General features: G+C 70.0%; 18 protein-coding genes, 3 pseudogenes and 1 riboswitch. Of the genes and pseudogenes, 19 read left to right on the top strand and 2 right to left on the bottom strand.

Annotated elements, in window-relative coordinates; genetic code table 11:
* Nucleotides 1-64 precede the first annotated feature (64 nt).
* The 9 genes and pseudogenes from EIM48_RS02060 to EIM48_RS15500 all read left to right on the top strand — a co-directional run.
* Nucleotides 65-784, top strand: coding sequence for a hypothetical protein (locus EIM48_RS02060; RefSeq protein WP_019398284.1), 720 nt, complete (start codon nucleotides 65-67; stop codon nucleotides 782-784).
* 741 nt (nucleotides 785-1,525) lie between these two features.
* Complete coding sequence (locus EIM48_RS02055; protein WP_125110984.1) at nucleotides 1,526-4,702, top strand: TonB-dependent receptor; 3,177 nt, start codon at nucleotides 1,526-1,528, stop codon at nucleotides 4,700-4,702.
* Nucleotides 4,703-4,896: 194 nt separating this feature from the next.
* On the top strand, nucleotides 4,897-5,643 hold the full coding sequence (locus tag EIM48_RS02050; RefSeq protein WP_125110983.1) for a SapC family protein: 747 nt from the start codon (nucleotides 4,897-4,899) through the stop codon (nucleotides 5,641-5,643).
* 2 nt (nucleotides 5,644-5,645) lie between these two features.
* Entirely contained in the window at nucleotides 5,646-6,668 is a 1,023-nt protein-coding gene (locus EIM48_RS02045; protein WP_019398287.1) for a cupin-like domain-containing protein, read from the top strand.
* 92 nt (nucleotides 6,669-6,760) lie between these two features.
* Nucleotides 6,761-8,344: a tryptophan halogenase family protein gene (locus tag EIM48_RS02040; protein ID WP_125110982.1), complete on the top strand. Its 1,584-nt coding sequence runs from the start codon at nucleotides 6,761-6,763 to the stop codon at nucleotides 8,342-8,344.
* A gap of 8 nt (nucleotides 8,345-8,352) precedes the next feature.
* Complete coding sequence (locus EIM48_RS02035; protein WP_028915960.1) at nucleotides 8,353-9,048, top strand: DUF6445 family protein; 696 nt, start codon at nucleotides 8,353-8,355, stop codon at nucleotides 9,046-9,048.
* A 796-nt stretch (nucleotides 9,049-9,844) separates the two neighbouring features.
* Nucleotides 9,845-12,988, top strand: a pseudogene (locus EIM48_RS02030) (TonB-dependent receptor).
* A 124-nt stretch (nucleotides 12,989-13,112) separates the two neighbouring features.
* Nucleotides 13,113-13,856, top strand: a pseudogene (locus EIM48_RS02025) (SapC family protein).
* Nucleotides 13,857-13,906: 50 nt separating this feature from the next.
* A pseudogene (locus tag EIM48_RS15500) lies at nucleotides 13,907-14,079 on the top strand (SapC family protein); the annotation flags it as partial.
* An 86-nt stretch (nucleotides 14,080-14,165) separates the two neighbouring features.
* Here EIM48_RS15500 and EIM48_RS02020 read toward each other — a convergent pair.
* Complete coding sequence (locus EIM48_RS02020; RefSeq protein ID WP_019398293.1) at nucleotides 14,166-15,482, bottom strand: NCS2 family permease; 1,317 nt, start codon at nucleotides 15,480-15,482, stop codon at nucleotides 14,166-14,168.
* A gap of 64 nt (nucleotides 15,483-15,546) precedes the next feature.
* Nucleotides 15,547-17,211 (bottom strand): energy-dependent translational throttle protein EttA, encoded by a 1,665-nt coding sequence (ettA, locus tag EIM48_RS02015; RefSeq protein ID WP_019398294.1) that lies wholly within the window; start codon nucleotides 17,209-17,211, stop codon nucleotides 15,547-15,549.
* 223 nt (nucleotides 17,212-17,434) lie between these two features.
* Here ettA and EIM48_RS02010 point away from each other — a divergent pair, with 223 nt between their 5' ends.
* The 10 genes from EIM48_RS02010 (at nucleotide 17,435) to thiL (ending at nucleotide 25,706) form a co-directional block, all read left to right on the top strand.
* Nucleotides 17,435-17,863, top strand: a complete 429-nt coding sequence (locus EIM48_RS02010) for an RcnB family protein (RefSeq protein ID WP_125110981.1) — start codon at nucleotides 17,435-17,437, stop codon at nucleotides 17,861-17,863.
* A 158-nt stretch (nucleotides 17,864-18,021) separates the two neighbouring features.
* Entirely contained in the window at nucleotides 18,022-19,290 is a 1,269-nt protein-coding gene (glyA, locus tag EIM48_RS02005; protein ID WP_028915958.1) for a serine hydroxymethyltransferase, read from the top strand.
* Between the two features lie 122 nt (nucleotides 19,291-19,412).
* Complete coding sequence (nrdR, locus tag EIM48_RS02000) at nucleotides 19,413-19,955, top strand: transcriptional regulator NrdR (protein ID WP_019397190.1); 543 nt, start codon at nucleotides 19,413-19,415, stop codon at nucleotides 19,953-19,955.
* A gap of 8 nt (nucleotides 19,956-19,963) precedes the next feature.
* Nucleotides 19,964-20,440, top strand: a complete 477-nt coding sequence (locus EIM48_RS01995) for a GNAT family N-acetyltransferase (RefSeq protein WP_125110980.1) — start codon at nucleotides 19,964-19,966, stop codon at nucleotides 20,438-20,440.
* The gene (ribD, locus tag EIM48_RS01990) at nucleotides 20,437-21,534 is read left to right on the top strand and encodes a bifunctional diaminohydroxyphosphoribosylaminopyrimidine deaminase/5-amino-6-(5-phosphoribosylamino)uracil reductase RibD (protein ID WP_125110979.1); all 1,098 of its coding nucleotides are present in this window, start codon (nucleotides 20,437-20,439) and stop codon (nucleotides 21,532-21,534) included. Before EIM48_RS01995 ends, ribD begins: the two co-directional genes overlap by 4 nt.
* A gap of 96 nt (nucleotides 21,535-21,630) precedes the next feature.
* A riboswitch (FMN riboswitch) is annotated at nucleotides 21,631-21,812 on the top strand.
* 144 nt (nucleotides 21,813-21,956) lie between these two features.
* Nucleotides 21,957-22,577 carry a riboflavin synthase gene (locus tag EIM48_RS01985; protein ID WP_019397187.1) on the top strand — a complete coding sequence of 207 codons (621 nt, stop codon included), beginning with the start codon at nucleotides 21,957-21,959 and terminating at the stop codon, nucleotides 22,575-22,577.
* Nucleotides 22,574-23,668 carry a 3,4-dihydroxy-2-butanone-4-phosphate synthase gene (gene ribB / locus EIM48_RS01980; RefSeq protein ID WP_028915954.1) on the top strand — a complete coding sequence of 365 codons (1,095 nt, stop codon included), beginning with the start codon at nucleotides 22,574-22,576 and terminating at the stop codon, nucleotides 23,666-23,668. Before EIM48_RS01985 ends, ribB begins: the two co-directional genes overlap by 4 nt.
* A 73-nt stretch (nucleotides 23,669-23,741) precedes the next feature.
* Nucleotides 23,742-24,209, top strand: coding sequence for a 6,7-dimethyl-8-ribityllumazine synthase (gene ribH, locus EIM48_RS01975; protein ID WP_019397185.1), 468 nt, complete (start codon nucleotides 23,742-23,744; stop codon nucleotides 24,207-24,209).
* Entirely contained in the window at nucleotides 24,206-24,676 is a 471-nt protein-coding gene (nusB, locus tag EIM48_RS01970; protein WP_019397184.1) for a transcription antitermination factor NusB, read from the top strand. Before ribH ends, nusB begins: the two co-directional genes overlap by 4 nt.
* 55 nt (nucleotides 24,677-24,731) lie before the next feature.
* Nucleotides 24,732-25,706: a thiamine-phosphate kinase gene (thiL, locus tag EIM48_RS01965; RefSeq protein WP_125110978.1), complete on the top strand. Its 975-nt coding sequence runs from the start codon at nucleotides 24,732-24,734 to the stop codon at nucleotides 25,704-25,706.
* Nucleotides 25,707-25,711 lie beyond the last annotated feature (5 nt).

The raw sequence follows: 25,711 nt of genomic DNA, 5'->3' as shown, positions 1-25,711 counted from the left end.
CAAGCGCATCCCAGCCCCTGCGACCGGCGCCGGCGATACTGCGGCACCGGAGGAGGCCAATCCCATGCAGCAGCTCGAACTCAAAGACCCGGCGGCGTTCGCCTCCGAATTCCTGCGCCAGACGCAGCTGCAGGGCTTCGGCGCGCTCAGCAAGCGCGACCTGGAACTGCTGGTGTTCGTGCTGCTGGAGCGCGACGGCGCGATCGACCGCAACGCCAGCAACCACGCCGCCGCGGCGCAGCTGCGGGTGACCCCGGCCAAGCTGCGCGCGCTGCGCCGCGACGGCTACGCGCGCTGGCGGCAGCTGGTGGCCGAGCCGGCGGACGAAGCCCTGCGCCGCATCCTCGGCCACGTCCTGGGCGAGGCCAACCTGCGCGCCGGCGCCAGCCACGTCAGCGAGCGCAGCCGCAATGAGGGTTTCCTCGCGGTGCGCATCGAGCACCCGGACGACCGCCAGCAGTTCGAGCAGGCCATCCTCGATGCCGGCGGCCTGCCGGTCTACGAGCGCAACCGCGAGGTGCTGGCCGTGCGCTTCGACACCCTGGTGGCCCTGGCCGAGCGCAGCGGCTTCCTGCAGCCGGATACCGAAGTGGTGGTGGCGCGCCTGCGCGCGCTGGCGCCCGCCTCCCAGGAGCTGGCCGAGCTGCTGCGCAAGGACGTGTCCAGCCTGCGCTGGCAGGACGTGCGCAATGCGATCAACAGCCTCGGTGCCAGGGCCGTGGCCGCCAGCGCCGAGGGTGCCCTGCGCGGCGTGCTTAAGCTGGTTTTCCCGTTCCTGCCCTGAGCCGTGCCGCCCCGGGGGCGGGGCTGGCGCCACGCGCAATGCTTGAGTTGCGGAGTGGCAGCCCGGCTTTGCGGAGATTTGTGTTGCGACGCAGCAGTATGTCCGTCGCTGTCGTTCGCGCCGGACGCTTACGTCCGACCGGTATGCAAGTAATGCTTGCATTTCCGTACCTGCGCGGACGGAAATTCCGTGTACACGTTTCCATCCCGCAATGCCTTGATTGGTATGGCACTTTCAAAAGTGCGGTCGCGTATTAAGGCGGAATCGGCCGAACGTGCCAGGAATATTGGCCCGCGGTGTCATGTTCCAGTTGTTTAGTGCGCGTGAATGTTCCCGCCGAAACAGTAAAAAAACTGTTGCGCTGCACTGTGGACACCCTGGAAAACAGCTGTTATCCATTCGCCCCGCGTTAACTGGTACCGCTAACTGCTGCACCTGGAGTTCACAGTTTGCGGCCAGCGCGTGGGAGGCGTGGAACGCGCCTTTCTTCCAGATTCGCCGGTGAGGCGTTCGAGCCGGCACACACCCGGGCAATGCGATCCGGGGGAAAAGCAGGTAACGCCTGCGACTAAAAGGCGGAAGGAACCACCATTTCGAACCAGAGAGAGGGGAGGTTTAACAGGATGTACACGTGTCTCCGATGTCCAGCGCTGTCTATCGGCGTGACTGCGGCCGGGTTCCGGTCGGGCACGCGCCAGCGCACGCCGACGGCTGTCAATTCCCAGTGCTGAGGACCTACTGATGAACCACAAGAAGCTGAAGAAGCTCCGCTCGCGGGCGATGTTCACCATCGTCGGCGGCATGATCGTCATCAATCCCGCGTTCGCGCAGGACTCGCGGGAGGCGACCCAGCTGGACACCGTGACGGTGACCGGCCTGCGCAGCTCCCTCGACCACGCGATGAACATCAAGCGCGACACGCCCGGCGTGGTCGACGCGATCAGCGCCGAGGACATCGGCAAGTTCCCGGACACCAACCTGGCCGAGTCGCTGCAGCGCATCACCGGCATCTCGATCGAGCGCCGCGACGGCGAAGGCGCCCAGGTCACCGCGCGCGGCTTCGGCCCCGGCTACAACCTGGTCACCCTCAACGGCCGCCAGATCCCGGGCGCCGACGGCTTCGGCGGCGGCGGCCTGGAGGTCGGCGGCATCGGCTCCGGTACCCGCGGCTTCAACTTCGCCCAGCTCGCCTCCGAGGCGATCAACGGCGTGACCGTGTACAAGACCGGCCGCGCCTCGCAGCCGTCCGGCGGCATCGGCGCCACCATCGACATCCTGACCGCGCGCCCGTTCAACAACCGTGGCGGTGAAGTGGTCGCCAGCGCCGGCGTCAAGGCGGTGAAGGACGAGTCGCAGACCATCGGCAGCGACATCACCCCCGAGATCTCGGGCATCTTCAGCTACGCCAACCCGGACAAGACCTGGGGCGTGAGCCTGAACGCCAGCTACCAGAAGCGCCACGGCGGTTCGGCCCAGGCCACCGAGAACGGCTGGAACGTGGCCCGCTGGACCGGCACCGACAGCAAGTTCCGTTCCGACGCGGTGATCGAGAACGCGCCGGAGATCGGCCAGCTGTACTCCATGCCGAACGACGTGCGCTACGCGTACCAGAACTTCGAGCGCGAGCGCACCAACGCCCAGGGCGTGCTGCAGTTCGCCCCGACCGACGCGCTGACCTTCACCCTCGACTACACCTACTCGACCAACGAGATCGCGCAGGACCGTGGCGAGCAGACCATGTGGCTGCAGAACAACCTGACCCACGTCACCTTCGACGGTGACAAGAAGGTTGCGACCCCGGTCTACATCCGCGACCTGGCCGGCGGCGGCAAGGACTTCGGCTTCGAGCAGCAGCGCGACGAGCAGAAGTACGAGCTCGACTCGATCGGCCTGAACGTGAAGTGGGACGTCAACGACCGCCTGAGCCTGACCTTCGACGCCCACAACACCAAGGTCAACAGCCGCCCGAACGACCCGGTCACCGGCGGCAGCTCGACCGCGTTCAGCTTCGGCGGCTTCGCGCCCGACCCGAGCACCAACAACTGGACCCAGGAGTACCACTTCAGCAACGGCCTGCCGGTGATGTGGCGCACGCTGTACCCGACCACCGCCGACGCCCTGGCCAACACCAACGGCGTGGTCAACTCCGACTTCGCGCCGGAGAACCTGGGCAGCCAGATCATGCGCATCTGGTCGACCCGCCAGGACAGCGAGGTCAAGGAAGGCCGCATCGACGGCGAGTTCTCCTTCGACAACGGCCGCTTCCTGTTCGGCGTCAACTCCAGCGACAGCAAGATGCGCCGCCTGAACGTCGACGGCCATGCCCACCTGATGACCCTGGGCGACTGGACCTCGACCGACCGCGGCCAGATCGCGGACATCGCCAACCACCTGCGCAAGTTCAGCATCACCAGGCTGTTCGAGGACTTCAACACCAACGGCGCCGACTCCAACGTGTGGATCGGCAACGCCACCGGCCTGGCGCAGTGGGCCGAGAGCGTGTGCGCCGCGGGCAACGCGCCGGCCGCCTGGAACGCGCAGAACCGCTGCGACGAGATCAAGGCGAGCGTGTACCCGGCGTACGACGCCGACAACCTGGTCCAGGAGAAGACCAAGTCGATCTACATCCAGTGGGAGCAGGACGGCATGCTGGGCGACTTCCCGACCTACATGGTCGCCGGCGTCCGCTACGAGAAGACCGACGTGAAGTCGACCTCGGTCATCCAGGTCCCGTCGGGCATGGCCTGGCTGTCGAACAACGACTTCCAGATCCGCAACTCGCCCGAGGCGATGCCGTTCTCCGAGACGGCCAGCTACAGCTACGTGCTGCCGAACCTGGACTTCAGCATCGACTTCACCGCCGACCTGAAGGGCCGCGCCTCGTTCAGCAAGACCATCGCCCGCGCCCCGTACGGCAACCTGTACGCCGGCCCGAACCCGGGAATCCCGAGCGGCTCGATCCTGTACGGCGAGCAGTACCGCGCCACCGGCAACGCGCAGACCCCGAGCCTGCTGCCGCTTGAGTCGGACAACGTCGACATCGGCCTGGAGTGGTACTTCGCCCCGTCCAGCTTCATCGGCGTGACCTACTGGAACAAGCGGGTCAAGAACTTCATCGGCAACACCGTGGTCCGCGAGAACCTGTACGGCCTGGCCGACCCGACCTCGGGCCCGGACGCGCAGGCAGCCAACGCCTTCCTGGGCAGCTCGCAGTGTATTGCCCAGGTGACCGCGGCCGGCAACGACCCGTCCGAGGGCTGCAAGCAGGACTACACCACCCTGTTCGCCGCCACCGCGCTGCTGCGCTACGCCGACCAGACCGGCGGCCTGTCCGCGTACAACGGTTCCAACGCCCAGGTGCTGGAGCTGGAGGCCCTGTACGACGTGATCGGCGACGCCAGCCGCGGCGACCCGCTGTACGAGTTCGACGTCAACCGCCCGGTGAACCAGCGCGGGGCCACGCTGCATGGCTGGGAGATCGGTGGCCAGTACTTCTTCGGCGACACCGGCTTCGGCGTCCTGGCGAACTACACCATCGTCGAAGGCGACGTGGGCGTGGACCGCGCGGCCGACCCGAGCACCGACGTGTTCGCCCTGACCGGCCTGTCCGACACCGCCAACCTCGTGCTGATGTACGAGAAGTACGGCTGGTCGGCGCGCCTGGCCTGGAACTGGCGCGACGAGTACCTGCTGGCCGCCAACCAGAACGGCAACAACCGCAACCCGTACTTCGTCGAGGAGTACGACCAGATCGACCTGAGCGTGAGCTACAAGCTGACCGAGAACCTGTCGGTGTCGGCCGAGGCCATCAACCTCACCGGCGAGGACGTGCGCTGGCACGCCCGTTCCAGCCGCCAGTTCGTGCGCCTGGTCGACCAGTCCCCGCGTTACATGGTGGGCCTGCGCTACACCTTCTGACGTGGGAACGACGTAGCTGTAACCGCTGCAAGGACAGGGACCGTCGCTCCGGCGACGGTCCCTTTTTTTTCGCGGCCTGCAGCCGCGCCAAAGTCCGCTTGCGGGCCGTGCGCGGTGCCGATATGGTCAATCGGGGAAGCGCAGCTTCCGGGGAAAGGACCCCCTGCGGTCCGCACCAACCTGCTGGAGCCAAGATGGCCCGTTACGAACTGCTCAACAACGTCGCGCACAGCCACCTGCGCGTGTCCGCGCGCTTCAGTGCCGACTACGGCGATGCCGTCGGCATGGTCGAGGCGTTCCCGACCGAGTTCGCCGAGATGCAGCGCGAATACCCGATCTTCCTGCGCAGGGACGCGGACGGGTCCTGGCACGCGGTGGCGCTGCTGGGTTTCGGCCCGAGCGAGAACCTGTACCTGCGCGACGGCGCCTGGCACGCCAACTACCTGCCGGCGGTGATCGCGCGCGGCCCGTTCCTGATCGGCTTCCAGGAGCAGATGGTCGATGGCCAGCTGCGCAACGAGCCGGTGATCCACGTGGACCTTGACCACCCGCGCCTGCGCGACGGCCACGGCCACCCGGTGTTCGCGCCGCACGGCGGCAACAGCCCGTACCTGGAGAAGGTGATCCGGGTGCTGCACGGGATCCACGTCGGCGTCGAGGGCGCGCGCCGGATGTATCCGGAGCTGGACCGGCTGGGCCTGATCCAGCCGGTGACCCTGGACGTCAGGGTCGACGAAGGGCACCAGTTCAACCTGACCGGGCTGTACGGGATCGACCGCGAGCGCCTGGCGGCGCTGGACGCCGAACAGCTGCATGCGCTGCACCGCGAGGGCTGGCTGGAGGGCGTGTACCTGATCCTGGCCTCGCTGAACAACGTGTCGCGCCTGATCGCCGAGAAGCAGCGGCGCCTGCGCGAGGAAGCCGAGGGGAAGGCGGCCTGAGCATGTTCGACCGGCTCGCGAAAGTGCGCGTGCTCGAGGGCTGCACGCCGGAGACGCTGCCGCTGGAACGGCTGCTCGCCGAGGCCACGCCCACCGTGCTGCCGGGGCTGGCGCGCGACTGGAGCCTGGTCAGGGCCGGGCTGGAATCGTCGCAGGCCGCGCGCGAGCTGCTGCGCAGCCACTACAACGGCCGCCCGCTGCAATACAACTGGGGCGAGCCGTCGACGGCGGGACGGCCGTTCTACAACGAGGATTTCACCCGCCTCAACTGCGAGGTGCGGCGCGGCACCCTGGACCAGGTGCTGGACGAGCTGGCCGCCTGCGAGGACGACCCGGCGCCGCCGACCTACTACGTGGCCTCGCTGCTGGTCGACTACTGCCTGCCCAGCCTGCGCGGGCACAACGACCTTGGCCTGGAGCGGCACGGCGTGTCCGCGCCGCCGAGCATCTGGATCGGCAACCGGGTGACCGCGTCCTGCCACTACGACGCGCCCAACAACATCGCCTGCTGCGCGGTGGGCCGGCGCCGCTTCACCCTGTTCCCGCCGGAGCAGGTGCACAACCTCTATCCCGGCCCGTTGCATCCCACGCCGGGCGGGCAGGCGGTGAGCGTGGTCGACTTCGAGGCCCCGGACCTGGAGCGTTACCCGCGCTTCGCCGAGGCGATCAAGGCCGGGCAGACGGTGGTGCTGGAGCCGGGCGACGCGATCTTCATCCCCAGCATGTGGTGGCACCACGTGCAGGGCCTGGATCCATTCACCGTGCTGGTCAACTACTGGTGGAGCAGCATGCCGGCCTGGATCCCCACGCCGATGCACGCGCTCAACCTGGCGATGTGGTCGATCCGCGACCGCCCGGAGCAGGAAAAGCGCGCCTGGCGCGAGCTGTTCGAGTACTACGTGTTCGGCCCGGCCGGGCGCGCCGGCGAGCACCTGCCCGAGCAGGCGCGGGGCGAGCTGGCGCCGTTCGACGAAACCTCCGCCCGCCGCATGCGGGCGGCCCTGATCAACAAACTCAACCGCTGACCGCGGCGGGTCGGCGGATCCGGGCGCCACGGGATGGCGCACGCATCCGCCCATCGCGGCCCGGGCGGCCATCGCAATGGAGGGGGACTGTCTTGGACAACAACCGGATCCGCAAGGTGGTGATCGCTGGCGGCGGGACCGCAGGCTGGGTGGCGGCCTGCGCGCTGACCCACCAGTTCCGCGACCTGCTGGAGATCACCCTGGTCGAATCGGAGGAGATCGGCACCGTGGGCGTGGGCGAGTCCACCATCCCCACGATCCGCACCTTCCACCGCCTGCTGCAGATCGACGAGCGCGAGTTCATGAAGGCGGTGGCCGGCAGCTTCAAGCTCGCCATCTCCTTCGAGAACTGGAGGCGGCCTGGCGAACGCTACTTCCACCCGTTCGGCACCACCGGCGTGAACACCTGGTCGTGCGATTTCCACCAGTTCTGGCTCGAGAGCCGCAGGCGCGGCATCCACTCCGACCTGGGCGACTACTGCCTGGAGACGGCGGCCGCGCGCCTGGACCGGTTCGCGCTGTTCGACGCCAACGACAGCGCCCAGCAGTGGTCGATGCGCTGGACCAAGGCCGCCACCCGCCTTGAGCGCTCGGACGTCAGCTATGCCTACCACTTCGACGCGGCGCTGTACGCGGCGTTCATGCGCGCCAAGTGCGAAGGCCGCGGCCTGAAGCGGGTCGAGGGCAAGATCGCCCAGGTCCGGCAGGATCCCGGAAGCGGCTACGTGCAGGCGCTGGTGCTGGAGGATGGCCAGGTGCTCGAGGGCGACCTGTTCATCGACTGCACCGGCTTCCGCGGCCTGCTGATCGAGCAGACGCTGAAGACCGGCTACGAGGACTGGAACAACTGGCTGCCGTGCAACCGCGCGGTGGCCATGCAGGTGGAGTCGGACGTGCCGCCGGTGCCGTACACCCGGGCGATCGCGCACGAGGCCGGCTGGCGCTGGCACATCGCCTTGCAGCACCGGGTCGGCTGCGGCTGGGTGTTCTCCAGCGAGCACATGTCCGACGACGAGGCCGCGGCCAGGCTGCGCGCCGCCTATCCCGACGACAGGCTGGTGCGCGAGCCGTGGGTGGTGCCGTTCCGCACCGGGCGCCGCCGCCAGGCCTGGAACAAGAACGTGGTCTCGCTGGGCCTGGCCAGCAGCTTCATCGAACCGCTGGAATCCACCAGCATCCACCTGACCCTCAGCGCGGTGACGCGGCTGGTGCAGCTGTTCCCGTTCGAGGGCATCAGCCAGGCGGTGGTGGACCGTTACAACAAGGTCAGCCGCGACGAGCTGGAGCACATCCGCAACTTCATCATCCTGCACTACCACCTCAACCAGCGCGACGAGCCGATGTGGAAGCAGTGCCGCGAGATGCAGCTGCCGCCGGAGCTGGCCGAGCGCATCCAGGTGTTCCGCGACACCGCCTACGCCTGGCAGGGCGAGGACGAGCTGTTCCGCCTGGATTCGTGGACCCACTGCATGCTGGGGCAGGGCGTGGTGCCCAAGGACCACCATCCGCTCACCCGCGGCCTGAGCGACGCGGACATGCAGACCCTGCTGCAGGGCGTGCGCCGCCCGATCGAGCGCGCGGTGCAGGCGATGCCGCAGCACCACGAGTTCCTCAAGCGCTATTGCCCGGCCGATCCGTCGGTGTGGCACAACCGGCGCCGTTCGACCGTGGGCTGAGCCAAGGCATGATCATCGACCTCAGCCCGCAGCTGCGCGTCCAGCGCCTTTCCATCGGCCGCGAAGGCGCGCCGCTGCTGGTCGTGGACCAGCTGGTGGCCGATCCGGAGCGGCTGGTGCGCAAGGCCGCGCGCCTGGACTTCACGCCGCAGGGCGCGTTCTTCCCGGGCATCCGCGCGCGCGCGCCGGCGTCCTACGAAGTGCTGCTGGAGCGCCTGGCGCAGCCGCTGCTGGAGGAGTTCTTCGGGATCGGGCCGGGCCGGCTGCGCGCGACCTCGCACTACTCGCTGATCACCCGGGCGCCGGAGCAGCTGATGTTCCTGCAGCGCATCCCGCACATCGACGCGGTCTCGCGCCAGGGCCTGGCCGCGGTGCACTACCTGTTCCGTGGCAACTGGGGCGGCACCGCGTTCTACCGCCACCGCGCCACCGGCTTCGAGTACGTGGACGAGACCCGGCACGAGGCCTATTACCGCAAGCTGGACGAAGAAGCCCAGGGGCCGGACGCGCCCGGCCCGGGCTACATCGGCGAGGACACGCCGATGTTCGAGCGCATCGGCCAGGTCGAGGGCGTGTTCAACCGCCTGGTGATGTACCGGCGCAATTCGCTGCATTCGGCCACGATCGACAACCACAACGTGCCGCCGCCCGATCCGCTCAACGGGCGGCTGTCGATCAATACCTTCATCGACGTGATCCAGTAGTCCCCGCGGCGCACTTGCCCCCCGCCCGCGTTGCTTCGCGGGTGGGGTGGCCGCGTGCGCGCGTGGCCACCGCGACGCGGATGCCCTGCGTTGCGGCCACATCGGCGGCGCGCATGGCACTGCGCCGCGACGCCACCCGCGGAGAGTCGTGCTGCGGCGCACAACGAGCGGCATCGCGTTCGCCGAGTCACGGATCGATCGGGAAATCCGCGTGCGTGGCACTGCAAGCAATGATGACGCGCGGCAGCAGCGGCGTGCATACACATGCGTATTCCGCAAATGCGCTGATTGCCATGTCGTTTTGAAATGCCGCGGCGCCGGCAGCAAGCGGCCGCATGGCGGGCGCTCGCAAGCATCGCTTGCAGCGCCGAACCGCAGGCTCGTGCTTCCGTGCGGATGCCGCGATAGCAAGCGTCAATAACGCCGCGCCGTGCTTGGACACACTGCAGGACAGCTGTTATCCCTTCGCCCCGCGTTGACAGGCGCCCGCCGCGCAGGTCGATCGAAAGGCACCTGTCAGCGCAGTGGCGCGCGGAAGAATGCGCCCATCCCGATCGCCGACCAGGCAGTCCGTCCCGCAGCTGGCGAGCCAGCACGGCCGGCACGCGCCGTCCGGACCGGAGCCGGAGGTCGAAGGACGCCACCCGTTCGCAAGCCCGAGAGATGGAGGTACCAGGATGTACATGCGTTCCCGATGTCCAGCGCTGTCTATCGGCGTAACGGCGGCCACCCCCGGTCCGCACGCGCCAGCGCACGCCGGATAGCCGCCAACCCCCAGTGCCAAGGACTCCCCCCAATGAACCATAAGCTGAAGAAGTTCCGCTCGCGGGCGATGTTCACCGTCGTCGGCGGCATGATCGTGGTCAACCCGGCGTTCGCGCAGGACGCGCAGGATGCAACCCAGCTCGACGCCGTGCAGGTCACCGGCCTGCGCAGCAGCCTCGACCAGGCGATGAACATCAAGCGAGATTCCGCGGGCATCGTGGACGCGGTCAGCGCCGAGGACATCGGCAAGTTCCCCGACACCAACCTTGCAGAGTCCCTGCAACGCATCACCGGCATCTCGATCGAGCGCCGCGACGGCGAAGGCGCCCAGGTCACCGCGCGCGGCTTCGGCCCGCAGTTCAACATGGTCACCCTCAACGGCCGCCAGGTCCCCGGCGCGGACGCGTTCGGATCGCCCGGGCAGGTGGCAGTGGGCGGCGTGGACGGTGGTACCCGCGCGTTCAACTTCGCGCAGCTGGCGTCGGAGGCGGTCAGCGGCCTGGAGGTCTACAAGACCGGCCAGGCGCATGTTCCCTCCGGCGGCATCGGCGCCACCATCAACATCCTCACCGCGCGTCCGTTCAACAACCGCGGCGGCGAGGTGGTCGCCAGCGCCGGCGTCAAGGGCGTCTACGACAAGTCGCAGCCGTTCGGCACCGACATCACCCCGGAAGTGTCCGGCATCTTCAGCTACGCCAATCCGGACAGGACCTGGGGCATCAGCCTGAGCGCCAGCCAGCAGAAGCGCCGCGCCGGCTCGACCCAAGCCACCGAGAACGCATGGAACGTGCAGGAATGGACCGGCTCGATGCCCGGCAACCCCGCCGTGGTCAACGCCCCGGAGGTGGGTGAGCTGTACGCGCGGCCGAACGACATCCGCTACGCGTTCTCGGACTTCCAGCGCGAGCGCGTCAACGCGCAGGCCGTGCTGTAGTTCGCGCCCAACGACGACGTCGTGTTCACCCTGGACTACACCCACTCGACCAACGAGATCACCGAAAAGCGCGGCGAGATGGGCATGTGGCTGCAGAACGACGCCTACACGCACGTCGAGTTCGACCGCAGCGGCGCGATCGCCACCCCGGTCTACATCCGCGAGATCTCCACCGCCGGCTCCTCGCCGTTCAAGGACTTCGGCATGGAGCAGCAGCGCAACGCGCAGAAGTACGAGTTCAACCAGATCGGCCTCAACGTCGACTGGCGGGTCAACGACAGCCTGCGCCTGAGCTTCGACGCCCACAACTCCAAGACCGAGAGCAAGCCGAACGACCCGCTGACCGGCGGCGGCGCGCTGTACGTCAGCGTGGCCGGCACCAACAACTGCGTCGGCACCGGTGCACCCAACTGCGGCGGCCACTATGCCCAGGAGTTGCGGTTCAACAACGGCCTGCCGATCGGCACGCGTACCTGGTACCCGACCCTGGCCGACGCCCAGGCCGGCACCAACGGCCAGGTCAACCCGCCCTGGCAGGAGGGCCAGGTCGGCTCCCAGGTCCTGCGCATCAACGCCCAGCGCCAGGAGTCGGAGATCAAGCAGGGCCGCATCGACGGCGAATGGGTGTTCGACGACGGCCGCTTCCAGTTCGGCGTGGACAGCTCCACGGTCACCCTGCGCCAGCAGAACAATTCCGAGAACTTCAACACGCTCGGCAACTGGAGCGTGGACAACGTCGCCAGCGACGTGCAGAACGGGCTGATGGGCCTGCTGACCCCGTACGACGTGGTCGGCATGTTCGACGACTTCAGCGCCCCGGGCGCGTTCCGCAGCGGCTTCCGCGGGAATGCCGGCGCGCTGGCGGAGTGGGCGCGGGACGTCTACGGCTCGGACATCGGGCTCAACCCGATCCTCAACACCAACAGCATGGTTGAGGAGAAGACCCACGCGGCGTATTTCCAGGTGGACCTGGAGGGCCAGCTTGCCGGCCGGCCGGTGAACACCCGGCTCGGCCTGCGCTACGAGACCACCGACGTGGAGGCGGTCAACGTGGTGGCCAACCGCGCGGCCATCAACTGGCAGTCCAACAACGACTTCCAGATCAAGGACGGCGCTCCGGGCGACGCGACGGTGTACAGGGACACGAACAGCTACAGCTACATCCTGCCGAACCTGGATTTCTCGATCGACTTCACCGATACCCTGAAGGGCCGCGCCTCCTTCGGCCGCACCATCGCCCGCGCGCCGTTCACCAGCCTGGCCGCCGGCCCCGGCAACGTGAACCGCCCGAATGGCTCGGTGCTGCTGAACGAATCCAGCCGTGGCTCGGCCGACGCACAGAACACCAAGCTGCGGCCGCTGGAGTCCAACAACGTCGACCTGGCCCTGGAGTGGTACTTCGCCGATGCCAGCTACCTGAGCGCGACCTACTGGAACAAGTCGGTCAACAACTTCCTGGGTACCGCGGTCGAGAGGGGCACGATGTACGACCTGACCGACCCGACCTCGGGCCCGGATGCGCTGGCGGCGCTGGCGTTCCTGGACAGCGCGGACTGCGTGGCCCAGGTGCAGGCGGCCGGCGGCAATCCCGACAGCGCCTGCGCGGCCAGCGACACCAACCTGTTCACCGCCCTGGCCATGCTGCGCAACGCCACCGAGACCGGGGGGCTGGCGGCCTACAACGGCAGCCAGGCGCTGGAGATGGAAAGCCGCTACGACATCGAGGGCCTGCCGACCGACCCGCTGTACGAGTTCAACATCAGCCGGCCGGTCAACCAGCACACCGCCAAGCTCAACGGCTGGGAACTGGCCGGCCAGTACTTCTTCGGCGACACCGGCTTCGGCATCTACGCCAACTACACCATCGTCAACGGCGACGTCGGCTTCAACAACGCGTCCGTCGCCGAGCAGTTCGCCCTGCTGGGCCTCAGCGACACCGCCAACCTGATGCTGATGTACGAGAAGTACGGGTGGTCGGCCCGCCTGGCGTGGAACTGGCGCGACGAGTACCTGATCCTCAGCAACCAGGACGACGCCTCGCACAACCCGTACTACGTGGAGGAGTACGACCAGATCGACCTGAGCGTCACCTACCAGCTCGACGACCAGTGGGCCTTCAGCCTGGAGGCGATCAACCTGACCGGCGAGGACGTGCGCTGGCACGGCCGTACTGGCAGCCAGATCGTGCGCCTGGTCGACCAGGCACCGCGCTACATGCTGGGCGTGCGCTACAAGTTCTGATCCTGGCGGGTGAGCGCCGGTTTGGCGCGGGGCCGCTGCGCGGGCAGCGGCCCCCTGCACGGGCGCGGACCGGAGGGCGGGGCGCCCGTGCCGGTTCCGGCGTGGACGAAGGGCAGGAGGGGGAATGGCGCGTTACGAGCTGCTGGACAAACGAGGCCCACCGCGACCTCAGGGTGGCGCTGGGGCACGGCCCGCAGTTCGGTGATGCGGTGGGCGCGGTCCCGGCGTTCCCCACAGAGTTCTCCGAACTGCTGCGGGATTACCCGATCCTGCTCAAGCGCAATGCCGACGACTCCGGGTGGGAGGCGTTCGCCCTGCTCGGATTCGACCGGGACGAGAACCTGTTGCTGCAGGATGGATGCTGGGAAGCGGCCTACCTGCCCGGTTACGTCGCCAAGGGCCCGTTCCTGATCGGGTTCCAGCCGCGGGTCGAGCACGGCCGGGAAATCCTCGAGCCGGTGGTCCACGTCGACCTGGACCACCCGCGGGTGGGCGCGCCGGATGGCGTGCCCGTGTTCCTGCCGCAGGGCGGGTAGAGCCCGTACCTGGAGTACGTCATCCGGGTGCTGCGCGGGATCCACGACGGGGTGCAGGCGGCGTGGCGGATGTACGCCGAGTTCGACCGGCTCGGACTGATCCAGCCGGTGGAGCTGGACCTGCAGTTCGACGCCACCACGTCCGGGCGGCTGACCGGCTTCCACGCGCTCGACCGCGCGCGGCTGGCGACGCTGCCGACGCAGAGGTGGCGTCGCTGCACCGCAGCGGCTGGCTGGAGGGCGCCTATCTGATGCTGGCCTCGCTGCACAACGTCGGCCGCCTGGTGGCGCGCAAGCGGGCACGGCTGGCGGCACAGGCGTGCTCGGACTGATCCAGCCGGTGGAGCTGGAACTGCAGTTCGACGCCACCACGTCCGGGCGGCTGACCGGCTTCCACGCGATCGACCGCGCGCGGCTGGCGACGCTGCCGACGCAGAGGTGGCGTCGCTGCACCGCAGCGGCTGGCTGGAGGGCGCCTATCTGATGCTGGCCTCGCTGCACAACGTCGGCCGCCTGGTGGCGCGCAAGCGGGCACGGCTGGCGGCACAGGCGTGACGGCGGGGCGGGATGCCTGGTGCGCAAGCGCGCGCACCGGACTCCGGCGCGAAGGAGCCCCGGCCATCCCGCGCACGGGCCCCGGCTCAGGCCAGCGCGTAGCGCAGCGCGAACAAGCCGGCCACCAGCCACACCGCCGGATGCACCTCGCGCCAGCGGCCGGTACCGGCCTTCAGCACCGCGTAGGCGATGAAGCCGAAGGCCAGGCCGTTGGCGATGGAGTAGGTGAAGGGCATGGCCAGCGCGCACAGCGCCGCCGGCACCGCCTCGGTCAGCTCGCTCCACTCGATCTCCACCAGCTCGCGCAGCATCAGCCCGGCCACGTACAGCAGCGCCGGCGCGGTGGCGTAGGGGGGCACCATCGCCGCCAGCGGCGAGAACAGCAGTGCCGCCAGGAACAGCGCCGCCACCACCAGGGCGACCAGGCCGGTGCGGCCGCCGACCTGCACGCCGGAGGCGCTCTCGGCGTAGGCGGTGGTGGAACTGGTGCCCAGCAGCGAACCGGCCAGGATCGCGGTGCTGTCGGCCAGCAGTGCGCGGCCGAAGCGCTTCTGCCCGTCCGCCAGCTTCAGCAGGCCGGCGCGGCTGGTCACGCCGTACAGGGTGCCGGTGGCGTCGAACACCTCCACCAGCACGAACACCAGCACCACCTGCAGCAGCACCGACCAGCCGGCGCCTTCCTCCCAGTGCAGCAGGCCGGGCAGGTCGAGCTTGAGGAAGGTCGGCTCCAGGCTCGGGGGCAGCGAGACTAGGCCGTTCCATTGCACCAGGCCCATGGCCCATGCGGTGGCGGTGACGGCGAGGATGCCGATGAGGATGGCGCCGCGGACCCGACGTGCCTCGAGGACGGCGATCAGCAGGAAGCCGCCGAGTGCCAGCAGCGGTTCCGGCTCGGTCATCGGCCCCAGCCGCACCAGGGTGTCGGCGTCGCCGATCACCACGTCGGACTTCTGCAAGGCGATGATCGCCAGGAACAGGCCGATGCCGGCCACGATCGCGCTGCGCAGCGACACCGGGATGCCGTCCACCAGCCAGCGGCGCACCCCGGTCACGGTCAGCAGCAGGAACACGATGCCCGACAGCAGCACCGCCGCCAGCGCCTGCTCCCAGGGCAGGCCGGCGGCGCCGACCACGGTGAAGGCGAAGAACGCGTTCAGGCCCATGCCCGGGGCCATGCCCACCGGGAAATTGGCCGCCAGCGCCATCACCGCCGAACCCAGCGCCGCGGCCAGGCAGGTGGCCACGAACACCGCGCCCGGGTCCATGCCCGTGGTGGCCAGGATCGCCGGGTTGACGAAGACGATGTAGGACATCGTCAGGAAGGTGGTCAGGCCGGCCAGCACCTCGGTGCGCGTGCTGGTGCCGTGCTCGCTCAGCTTGAACAGGCGTTCGGGCAGGGACATGGGCAGGCTCCGGCCTGGCGGGGGCTGGAAAAGGCACCGGCCGCGCGGGGCGGCCGGTGGAAGCTTACTTCAGGGCCTTGAAGCGCAGGCGCTTGGGGCCGGCATCGTCGCCGAGGCGGCGCTTCTTGTCCTCCTCGTACTCGCGGTAGTTGCCCTGGAAGAACTCCACGTGCGAGTCGCCCTCGAAGGCGAGGATGTGGGTGGCGATGCGGTCCAGGAACCAGCGGTCGTGGGAGATCACGAAGGCGTTGCCCGGGAACTCAAGCAGCGCGTCTTCCAGCGCACGCAGGGTCTCGATGTCCAGGTCGTTGGACGGCTCGTCCAGCAGCAGCACGTTGCCGCCCTGCAGCAGGGTCTTGGCCATGTGCAGGCGGCCGCGCTCGCCGCCGGACAGCGAGCCGACCCGCTTCTGCTGGTCCTGGCCCTTGAAGTTGAAGCGGCCGATGTAGGCGCGCGACTGGATCTCCACGCCGTTGATGTTGAGGATGTCCAGCCCGCCGGACACTTCCTCGAACACGGTCTTGTCCGGGTCCAGCGCGTCGCGGCTCTGGTCCACGTAGGCCAGGTTCACGGTCGGGCCGATGATGATCTGGCCCGAATCCGGCTGCTCCTGCCCGGTGATCATCTTGAACAGGGTCGACTTGCCGGCGCCGTTGGGGCCGATGATGCCGACGATCGCGCCCGGCGGCACGATGAAGCTCAGGTCGTCGATCAGCAGGCGGTCGCCGAAGCGCTTGGAGACGTTGCGGAACTCGATGACGTTGTTGCCCAGGCGCTCGCCCGGCGGGATGAAGATCTCGTTGGTCTCGTTGCGCTTCTGGTACTCGACCGACTGCAGCTCCTCCAGGCGGGCCAGGCGCGCCTTGCCCTTGGAGCGGCCGCCCTTGGCGTTCTGGCGCGCCCACTCCAGCTCCTTGGCGATCGCCTTCTGGCGCGCCTTCTCCTGGTTCTCTTCCTGCTTGAGTCGCTCTTCCTTCTGCTGCAGCCACTCGGTGTAGTTGCCCTTCCACGGGATGCCGCGGCCGCGGTCCAGCTCGAGGATCCACTCGGCGGCGTTGTCGAGGAAGTAGCGGTCGTGGGTCACGGCCACCACGGTGCCGGTGTAGCGCTGCAGGAACTGCTCCAGCCACTCCACCGACTCGGCGTCCAGGTGGTTGGTCGGCTCGTCCAGCAGCAGCATGTCCGGCTTCTGCAGCAGCAGGCGGCACAGGGCCACGCGGCGCTTCTCGCCGCCGGACAGGTTGCCGATCTTCGCGTCCCACGGCGGCAGGCGCAGGGCGTCGGCGGCCACTTCCAGCTGCTGCTCCAGGGTGTGGGCGTCGCCGCTGGCGAGGATCGCCTCCAGGCGCTCCTGCTCCTTGGCCAGGGCGTCGAAGTCGGCGCCTTCCTCGGCGTAGGCGGCGTAGACCTCGTCCAGGCGCTTCTGCGCCTGCAGGATCTCGCCCACGCCTTCCTCGACCGCCTCGCGCACGGTGTGCTCCGGATCCAGCTGCGGCTCCTGCGGCAGGTAGCCGACCTTGATCCCCGGCTGCGGGCGGGCCTCGCCCTCGTAATCGGTGTCCACGCCGGCCATGATCCGCAGCACGGTGGACTTGCCGGCGCCGTTGAGGCCCAGCAGGCCGATCTTGGCCCCCGGGAAGAAGCTCAGCGAGATGTCCTTGATGATCTGCCGCTTGGGCGGGACCACCTTGCTGACCCGGTTCATGGTGTAGATGTACTGCGAGGACATGGTCTCTCCGTGCGCAATCCGCCTGGCCCGGCGGGCAGGCGGCGTAGGAATCTGGGGAATCGCGAATTATAGCCCGCCGCCGGGGCGCCTGCCGGGCGCCGCCGGCGGCTGGCTGGATCCTGAACGCGCGCGGCGCGGACCCGGCTGGAACCGGTTTCGCGGGGCGATCCGTTCAGGCGGCGTGAGCAAGATGGAGGCGTCACCACAGCGGGAGAGCCGCCCCATGAAGCGCACCCACCTGATCGCCCTGACCGTCGCGGTCGTGCTGGGCCTCGGCGCAGCGGTCCCCCAGGCCGAAGCGGCCGGTGACCGCCACCATGACCGCCATGGCTGGAACCGGGGCCACGACCGCGGCCCGGCGCACCACCGCCGCGACAACCGTTCCCATTACCGCCCCGGGCACCACCACGCGCCGCCGCGGGTCGTGGTCCACCACCGCCCGGCGCCGCCCCCGCCGCCGCGCCACGTCTGGGCCCGCGGCCAGCGCTTCCACGACCACTACCACGGCCCGGTCTACGTGGTGCACGACTACTCCCACTACCACCTGCGCCCGCCGCCGCACGGCCACCACTGGGTGCGCGACGACCACGGCAACATGCTCCTGGTGGCGATCGCCACCGGCATCATCGCCGACCTGATCCTGCACCATTGAGCCATGCCCCCGGAGGGGCGTATGGACCGCCAGCCGGCCACCCTCGGGTGGCCGGTTGCGTTTGCGGCCGCCGCGTCCGCCGCGGTACGGGCGCCGGGGCGGCGGCCGGCATACAATTGGCCGGCCTTTCCCCTTTTTCCTGCCTGCTGGAGCCGCCGATGTACTCGCGTGATGCCCGTATTGCGTCCTACGACCCCGAACTGGCCCAGGCCATCGCCGACGAGGCCCGCCGCCAGGAGGACCATGTCGAGCTGATCGCCAGCGAGAACTACGCCAGCCCGCGCGTGCTGGAGGCCCAGGGCAGCGTGCTGACCAACAAGTACGCCGAGGGCTATCCGCACAAGCGCTACTACGGCGGCTGCGAGTACGTCGACGTGGCCGAGCAGCTGGCCATCGACCGCGCCAGGCAGCTGTTCGGCGCCGACTACGCCAACGTGCAGCCGCACAGCGGCTCGCAGGCCAACCAGGCGGTTTACTTCGCCCTCCTGCAGCCGGGCGACACCATCCTGGGGATGTCGCTGGCCCATGGCGGCCACCTGACCCACGGTGCCAAGGTCAACGCCTCCGGCAAGATCTTCAACGCCATCCAGTACGGCGTGGACGACCAGGGCCTGATCGACTACGACGAGGTCGAGCGCCTGGCCGTGGAGCACAAGCCGAAGATGGTGGTGGCCGGCTTCTCCGCCTATTCGCAGGTGGTCGACTGGGCGCGCTTCCGCGCCATCGCCGACAAGGTCGGCGCCTACCTGTTCGTGGACATGGCCCACGTCGCCGGCCTGGTCGCCGCCGGCGTGTACCCGAACCCGCTGCCGCACGCGCACGTGGTCACCTCGACCACCCACAAGACCCTGCGCGGCCCGCGCGGCGGCATCATCCTGGCCTCCGCCGGGGGCGCGGGCGACAAGTTCGAGGACATCTCCAAGAAGCTGCAGTCGATCGTGTTCCCGGGCATCCAGGGCGGTCCGCTGATGCACGTGATCGCGGCCAAGGCCGTGGCGTTCAAGGAAGCGCTGGAGCCGGAGTTCAAGGCCTACCAGCAGCAGGTGGTGAAGAACGCCCAGGCCATGGCCAACACCTTGATCGCGCGCGGCTACAAGATCGTCTCCGGCGGCACCCAGAACCACCTGATGCTGGTGGACATGATCGGCAAGGACGTGTCCGGCAAGGACGCGGAGGCCGCGCTGGGCCGCGCCCACATCACCGTCAACAAGAACTCGGTGCCCAACGACCCGCGCTCGCCGTTCGTGACCTCGGGCCTGCGCCTGGGCACCCCGGCGGTGACCACCCGCGGCTACACCGAGCAGGATTGCATCGACCTGGCCAACTGGATCGCCGACGTGCTCGACGCGCCGAACGACGACAGCGTGATCGAAGCCGTCAAGGCGAAGGTCACCGAGCAGTGCCGCAAGTACCCGGTCTACGGCTGAACCGCGGCCGGTCCCGGGCGGTCGCCGCCCGGGACCCGGCGATGCCCGTGGCGGCGGCCGCCGCGGCCGGCGCGCCCATGGCCAGCAAGCCGCGCGCGGGCCGCGCCCGCTGAGGAACACCCATGCATTGCCCCTTCTGCCAGCACAACGACACCCGCGTGATCGACTCGCGCGTGTCCGAGGACGGCGCCACCATCCGCCGCCGCCGCGAATGCGAGGCCTGCGGAGAGCGCTTCTCCACCCTGGAAACGGTCGAGCTGAAGCTGCCGTCGATCATCAAGAGCGACGGCCGCCGCGAGCAGTTCGACGCCAAGAAGCTGCGCCAGGGCTTCGACCGCGCGCTGCAGAAGCGCCCGGTGGCCGAGGAGCAGGTCGAGGCCGCGGTGCGCGCCGTGGTGCATGCGGTGCGCATGAGCGGCGAACGCGAGCTGCCGTCGCGGCGCATCGGCGAATTCGTGATGGACGAGCTGCGCAAGCTCGACCACGTGGCCTACGTGCGCTTCGCCTCGGTCTACCGCAGCTTCCAGGACGTGGACGATTTCCGCGAGGAGATCGAGAAGCTGGAGCGCGGCCTGCCCTCGAGCGAGCAGCTGCCGCTGCTGGAAGCGGCCGGCGTGGTCACGCCCGGCCAGGGGCGCGTCGCCGAACGGGCGAAGAAGCGCTGAGCACTCCGGTGCGCATCGACTGGCTCGCCGCGCATCCGCAGCACGCCGCTGCGCTGGCGGCGGCCCACGTGCGGGCCTTCGGCACGCTGCTGCCGGACTGGACGGTGGCGCAGGCGCTGGCCGAACTGCGTGCGCACGACCGGGCCGCCACCATCCCCTCGACCCTGGTTGCCCTGGACGGGGCCGGCGACTGGCTGGGCTCGGTGAGCCTGCTGGCCGAGGACCATCCGCACATCCCGCAGTACTCGCCCTGGCTGGCCAGCCTGTACGTGCGGCCGGAGGCGCGCGGCGCCGGCGTCGGCCGCGCCCTGGTGGCGCGCGCGGTGGCCGAGGCCGGGTCGCTGGGCACGCAGGTCCTCCACCTGTACTGCAAGCCCGACATCGCCGGCTGGTACCGCACGCTGGGCTGGCGCGAGCACGAGCTGCTGCGCCTGGGGCCGCTGGAGGTGCACGTGCTTGCGATCGACTGCAGGGAACATCCATGAACGACCTCTTCGACGCCTTCGACCATGCCTGCATGGCGCGCGCGCTGCAGCTGGCCGCGCGTGGCCAGTACACCGCGCGGCCCAACCCCGTGGTCGGCTGCGTGGTCGCCAACGGCGGCCAGGTGGTCGGCGAGGGCTGGCATCCGCGCGCCGGCGAGCCGCACGCCGAGGTGTTCGCCCTGCGCGAGGCCGGTGATCGTGCGCGCGGCGGTACCGCCTACGTCACCCTGGAGCCTTGCGCCCACCATGGCCGCACGCCGCCGTGTGCCGAGGCACTGGTCGCCGCCGGCGTGGCACGGGTGGTGGCGGCCATGCGCGATCCGTTCCCGCGGGTCGATGGCGCCGGTTTCGCCCGGTTGCAGGCCGCGGGTATCGCGGTGGCATCCGGGCTGCTGGAGCGGCAGGCGCGCGAACTCAACCGCGGCTTCCTGTCGCGCTTCACCCGTGGCCGGCCATGGGTGCGCGTGAAGCTTGCCGCCAGCCTCGACGGACGCACCGCGATGGCCAGCGGCGAGTCCAAGTGGATCACCGGCGCGGCCGCGCGCGCCGATGTGCAGTGCTGGCGGGCGCGCAGCGGCGCGATCCTCACTGGTGCGGACACCGTGCTGGCCGACGATCCGGCGCTGACCGTGCGCCTGGGCGACGACACCCCGTTCCAGCCACCGCTGCGGGTGGTGCTCGACAGCCGCCTGCGCAGCCTGGCCATGCCCAGGGTGCGCGACGGCTCGGCGCCCACGCTCTACCTGCACGGCCCGGACGCGGTGCCGCCGCCGGGCCTGGACGCGGAGTTCGCCGCGGTGCCGCTGCGTGATGGCCGCCTGGACCTGGAGGCCGCGCTGCGGCTGCTGGCGGCGCGCGACATCAACGAGGTCCAGGTCGAGGCAGGCCCGGCCCTGTGCGGGGCGCTGCTGCGCGCCGGCCTGGTCGACGAGCTGCTGCTGTACCAGGCACCGCTGCTCCTGGGCGATACCGCGCGGCCGCTGTTCGCGGGGCTGGGGATCGAGGCCATGGCCCAGCGCCTGCGCCTGCAACTGGTCGAGTCGGTGATGGTGGGCGAGGACCGCCGCCTGCTGCTGCGCCCGGCCCGGGACTGAGCGCGCCGCGACGCTGCGTCCCGCCGTTGCCGCGGGGCCTGGCGGGCAGGGTGGTAGAATCCCACCGCCGGCCTGGCCGGCAGCCAGTACAGAACCAAACGTCTTCAGGGCGGGGTGGAATTCCCCACCGGCGGTAGGCGCCGTTCCCGGCAACGGGACAGGCGCGAGCCCGCGAGCGCCTCCGGCCATCCGGAGGGTCAGCAGATCCGGTCCAATGCCGGAGCCGACGGTTGTGGCGCGCAGGTCGCGCCCTAGAGTCCGGATGAGAGAAGACGCCGCGCCCGGCCGCAAGGACCGGGTGTGCGTGCTTTTTGCCCCTGGACGTTTTTCGCCATCGAACGCGGGAGACGCTCCATGCTGCAACCGACCACCCTCCTCCATGCCGCGCCGGCGCGCGCGCGTCGCCACGGAGGACTGCACTGATGTTCACCGGGATCATCGAGGGCGTGGGCCGCCTGGCCGCGCGCGAGCCGCGCGGCGGCGACGTCCGCTTCAGCTTCGCCACCGGCACCCTGCCGTGGCTCGGCTCCGGCGGCGGCGACGTGCGCCTGGGCGAGAGCATCGCGGTCAACGGCGTGTGCCTGACCGTGGTCGCGTTCGACGCGCAGGGCTTCCAGGCCGACGCTTCCACCGAAACACTGTCCCTGACCACCCTGGGCGAGCTGCCCGTGGGCGCGGCGCTGAACCTGGAGCGGGCCATGCGCCCGTCCGACCGCCTGGGCGGGCACCTGGTCAGCGGCCACGTCGACGGCATCGGGCGGGTGGTGTCGGTGCACGAGGACGCGCGCGCCCAGCGCTGGCGCTTCGCCGCGCCCGCGCCCCTGCTGAGGTACGTCGCGAAGAAGGGTTCGATCTGCGTCGACGGCGTCAGCCTGACCGTCAACGAGGTCGACGGCGAGGGCTTCGAGGTGGCGCTGATCCCGCACACCGTGGCCCATACCCGCTTCGCCGAAACGCGGGTGGGCGAGGCGGTGAACCTGGAGATCGACCTGGTGGCGCGCTACGTCGAGCGCCTGCTGGGCGCGCGCGGGGAGCCGGCATGAACTTCGCCACGATCCCCGAGCTGCTGGAGGAGATCCGCGCCGGGCGCATGGTGGTCATCGTCGACGACGAGGACCGCGAGAACGAGGGCGACCTGATCATGGCCGCCGAGCTGGTGCGCCCGGCCGACATCAACTTCATGGTCACCCATGCCCGCGGCCTGGTGTGCCTGTCGCTGACCCGCGAGCGCTGCGCGCAGCTGGGCCTGGCGCCGATGGTCCAGCGCAACACCGCGCAGTTCCATACCAACTTCACGGTCAGCATCGAGGCGGCCGAGGGCGTGACCACCGGCATCTCCGCCTACGACCGCGCCCACACCATCCGCACCGCGGTGCGCCCGGACGCCAAGCCCTCGGACCTGAGCCAGCCGGGCCACGTGTTCCCGCTGATCGCCCAGCCCGGCGGCGTGCTCACCCGCGCCGGCCACACGGAGGCGGCCAGCGACCTGCCGATGCTGGCCGGGCTGGAGCCGGCCGGCGTGCTGGTGGAGATCATGAACGCCGACGGCACCATGGCCCGGCGCCCGCAGCTGGAGGAGTTCGCGCGCCAGCACGGGCTGAAGATCGGCTCGATCGCCGACCTGATCGCCTGGCGCCTGGCCAACGAGCACACGGTCGAGCGGGTGGACGAGCGCGACATCGACACCGAGTTCGGTCCGTTCCGCCTGGTCACCTACCGCGACCGCATCGCCCACGAACTGCACTTCGCCCTGGTCCGCGGCACGCCGGACCGCCACACCCCGACCCTGGTGCGCGTGCAGGTGGAGAACCCGCTGGCCGACCTGCTGCACTGGCGGCGCGAGGACTTCGGCGTGGCCGGCACCGACGCCCTGCGCGCGATCGCCGCCGAGGGGCAGGGGGTGATGGTGGTGCTGTCGGCCCCGCGCGATCCCGAGGCCCTGCTGGCGCGGTTGCGCGCCGAGCCGGAGGCCCGCCGCGATCCCAGGGACGTGGGCCAGTGGCGGCGCAACGGCGCCGGCGCCCAGATCCTGGCCGACCTCGGCCTGGGCCGGTTGCGCGTGCTTGGCACCCCGCGCCGCCAGGTGGGCCTGGCCGGCTACGGCCTGGAAGTCGTCGAGTACCTGTCCCCCTAGCGCCAATGCGGCCGCCCGCGGCCCCGGGCGGCCATGTCCGGTAAACTGTGCGACCCCTGAGGATCCCCGAACCATGACCCTGTACGAAGGCGACCTGCGCGTGCCTGCCGGCGCCCGCTTCGCGATCCTGGCCAGCCGCTGGAATGCGCGCATCACCGACGCCCTGGTGGCCGGTGCCCGCCGCAGCCTGGCCGACAATGGCGTGCCCGAGGACGCGGTGGATGTGGTCCGCCTGCCCGGCGCCTGGGAACTGCCCATGGCCGCGCGCAAGCTGGCCAACGCCGGCACCCACGCCGCGATCATCGCCCTGGGCTGCGTGGTCCGCGGCGATACCCGCCACTACGAGCACGTCGCCGACCTGTGCGCCGAGGGCCTGATGCGCGTGGCCCTGGACACCGGCGTGCCGGTGCTCAACGGCGTGCTGGCGGTGGAGCGGTTCGAGGATGCCGAGGCCCGCGCCGGCGGCAGCCACGGCAACAAGGGTGAGGAAGCGGCGATGGCCGCGCTGGAAATGGTCAACCTGCTGGAGCGCCTGCCATGAACCGTCCGTTCCGTTCCCGCACCGGCGTCGATCCGGTCCTGCGCGCGCGCGCGCGCCGCCGTGCGCTGCAGGCCATCTATGCCTGGCAGATCTCCGGCGGCAATGCGCAGCAGGTGATTGCCCAGTTCGCCCACGAGCAGGCGCACGAGATCGCCGACCTGGCCTATTTCGAGGACCTGGTCACCGGCGTGCTCGCGCACCGCGCCAGCCTGGACGAGGCCCTGGCCCCGCACCTGGACCGCGGCGTGGAGGAAGTGGACGCGATCGAGCGCGCCGTGCTGCGCCTGGCCGCGTACGAGCTGCTGCACCGCCAGGACGTGCCGTACCGGGTGGTGATCAACGAGGCGATCGAGATCGCCAAGCGCTTCGGTTCCGAGCACGGCCACACCTACGTCAACGGCGTGCTCGACCGCGCCAGCGCGCAGTGGCGCGCGGCCGAAGTGCAGGCCTCGCGCGGCGGCCGCTGAGCCATTCCCGGTGCGCGCCGCCGGCGGCGCGCCCGTCCTGCACGCCGGAGCCGCCATGGCCGAGTTCGACCTGATCGGGCTGATCCGCGAGCGCGCCGCCACGCGCGCCGACGTGCTGCTGGGCATCGGCGACGATGCCGCGCTGCTGCAGCCGCCGCCGGGCCATGCCCTGGTGGTGACTGCCGATACCCTCAACGAGGGCGTGCATTTCCCGGCCGGGACCGCGGCCGCCGATATCGGCTGGAAGGCCCTGGCGGTGAACCTGTCCGACCTGGCCGCGATGGGGGCGAAGCCGGCGTGGTGCACGCTTTCGCTCTCGCTGCCGCGTGCAGACGCCGCGTGGGTCGGGGCCTTTGTCGACGGATTCCTGGACCTGGCCGGTCGCCATGGCATCGCCCTGGTCGGCGGCGACACCACCCGCGGCCCGCTGTCGATCGGCGTGACCGCGATGGGCCTGGTCGAGCAGGGCGCCGCCCTGCGCCGCGACCGCGCGCGGGTGGGGGACGATATCTGGGTCACCGGCACGCCTGGCGAGGCCGCCGGGGCGCTGGTGCTGGGCGGGCATGTCCCGGGACCGGCGCCTGCCGGCGAGGTGGCATCAAGCGCGCGTGCGGCGCTCGATTCGCGCCTGGCGCGGCCCACGCCGCGGGTGGAAGCCGGCCGCGCCCTGCTGGGCCTGGCCCATGCCTGCGTCGATATCTCCGATGGGCTGCTGGCCGACCTGGGCCATGTCTGCGCGCGCAGTGGCGTCGGCGCCGAGGTGCGGCTGGATGCGCTGCCCGCATCGGCCGCGCTGCGCGAAGTTTTCGGCGACGCTTCACGGGTGCTGCAGGCCACCGGCGGCGACGATTACGAGCTTTGCTTCACCGCGCCGGCGAACCTGCGCGAACAGGTCCAGCTGGCGCTGGAGCAGGTGGGCGTCGACGCCAGCCGCATCGGCCGCATCGTCGCCGGCCAGGGCGTGCGCGCGCTGGAGGCGCAAGGCCAGCCGTGGCAGCCGCCACGCGCCGGCTACGAGCATTTCGGCTGAGCGGC

The sequence above is a fragment of the Pseudoxanthomonas sp. SGNA-20 genome, assembly GCF_003931635.1.
Lineage (GTDB): Bacteria > Pseudomonadota > Gammaproteobacteria > Xanthomonadales > Xanthomonadaceae > Pseudoxanthomonas.
This window is presented reverse-complemented; position numbering and strand designations above follow the sequence as displayed.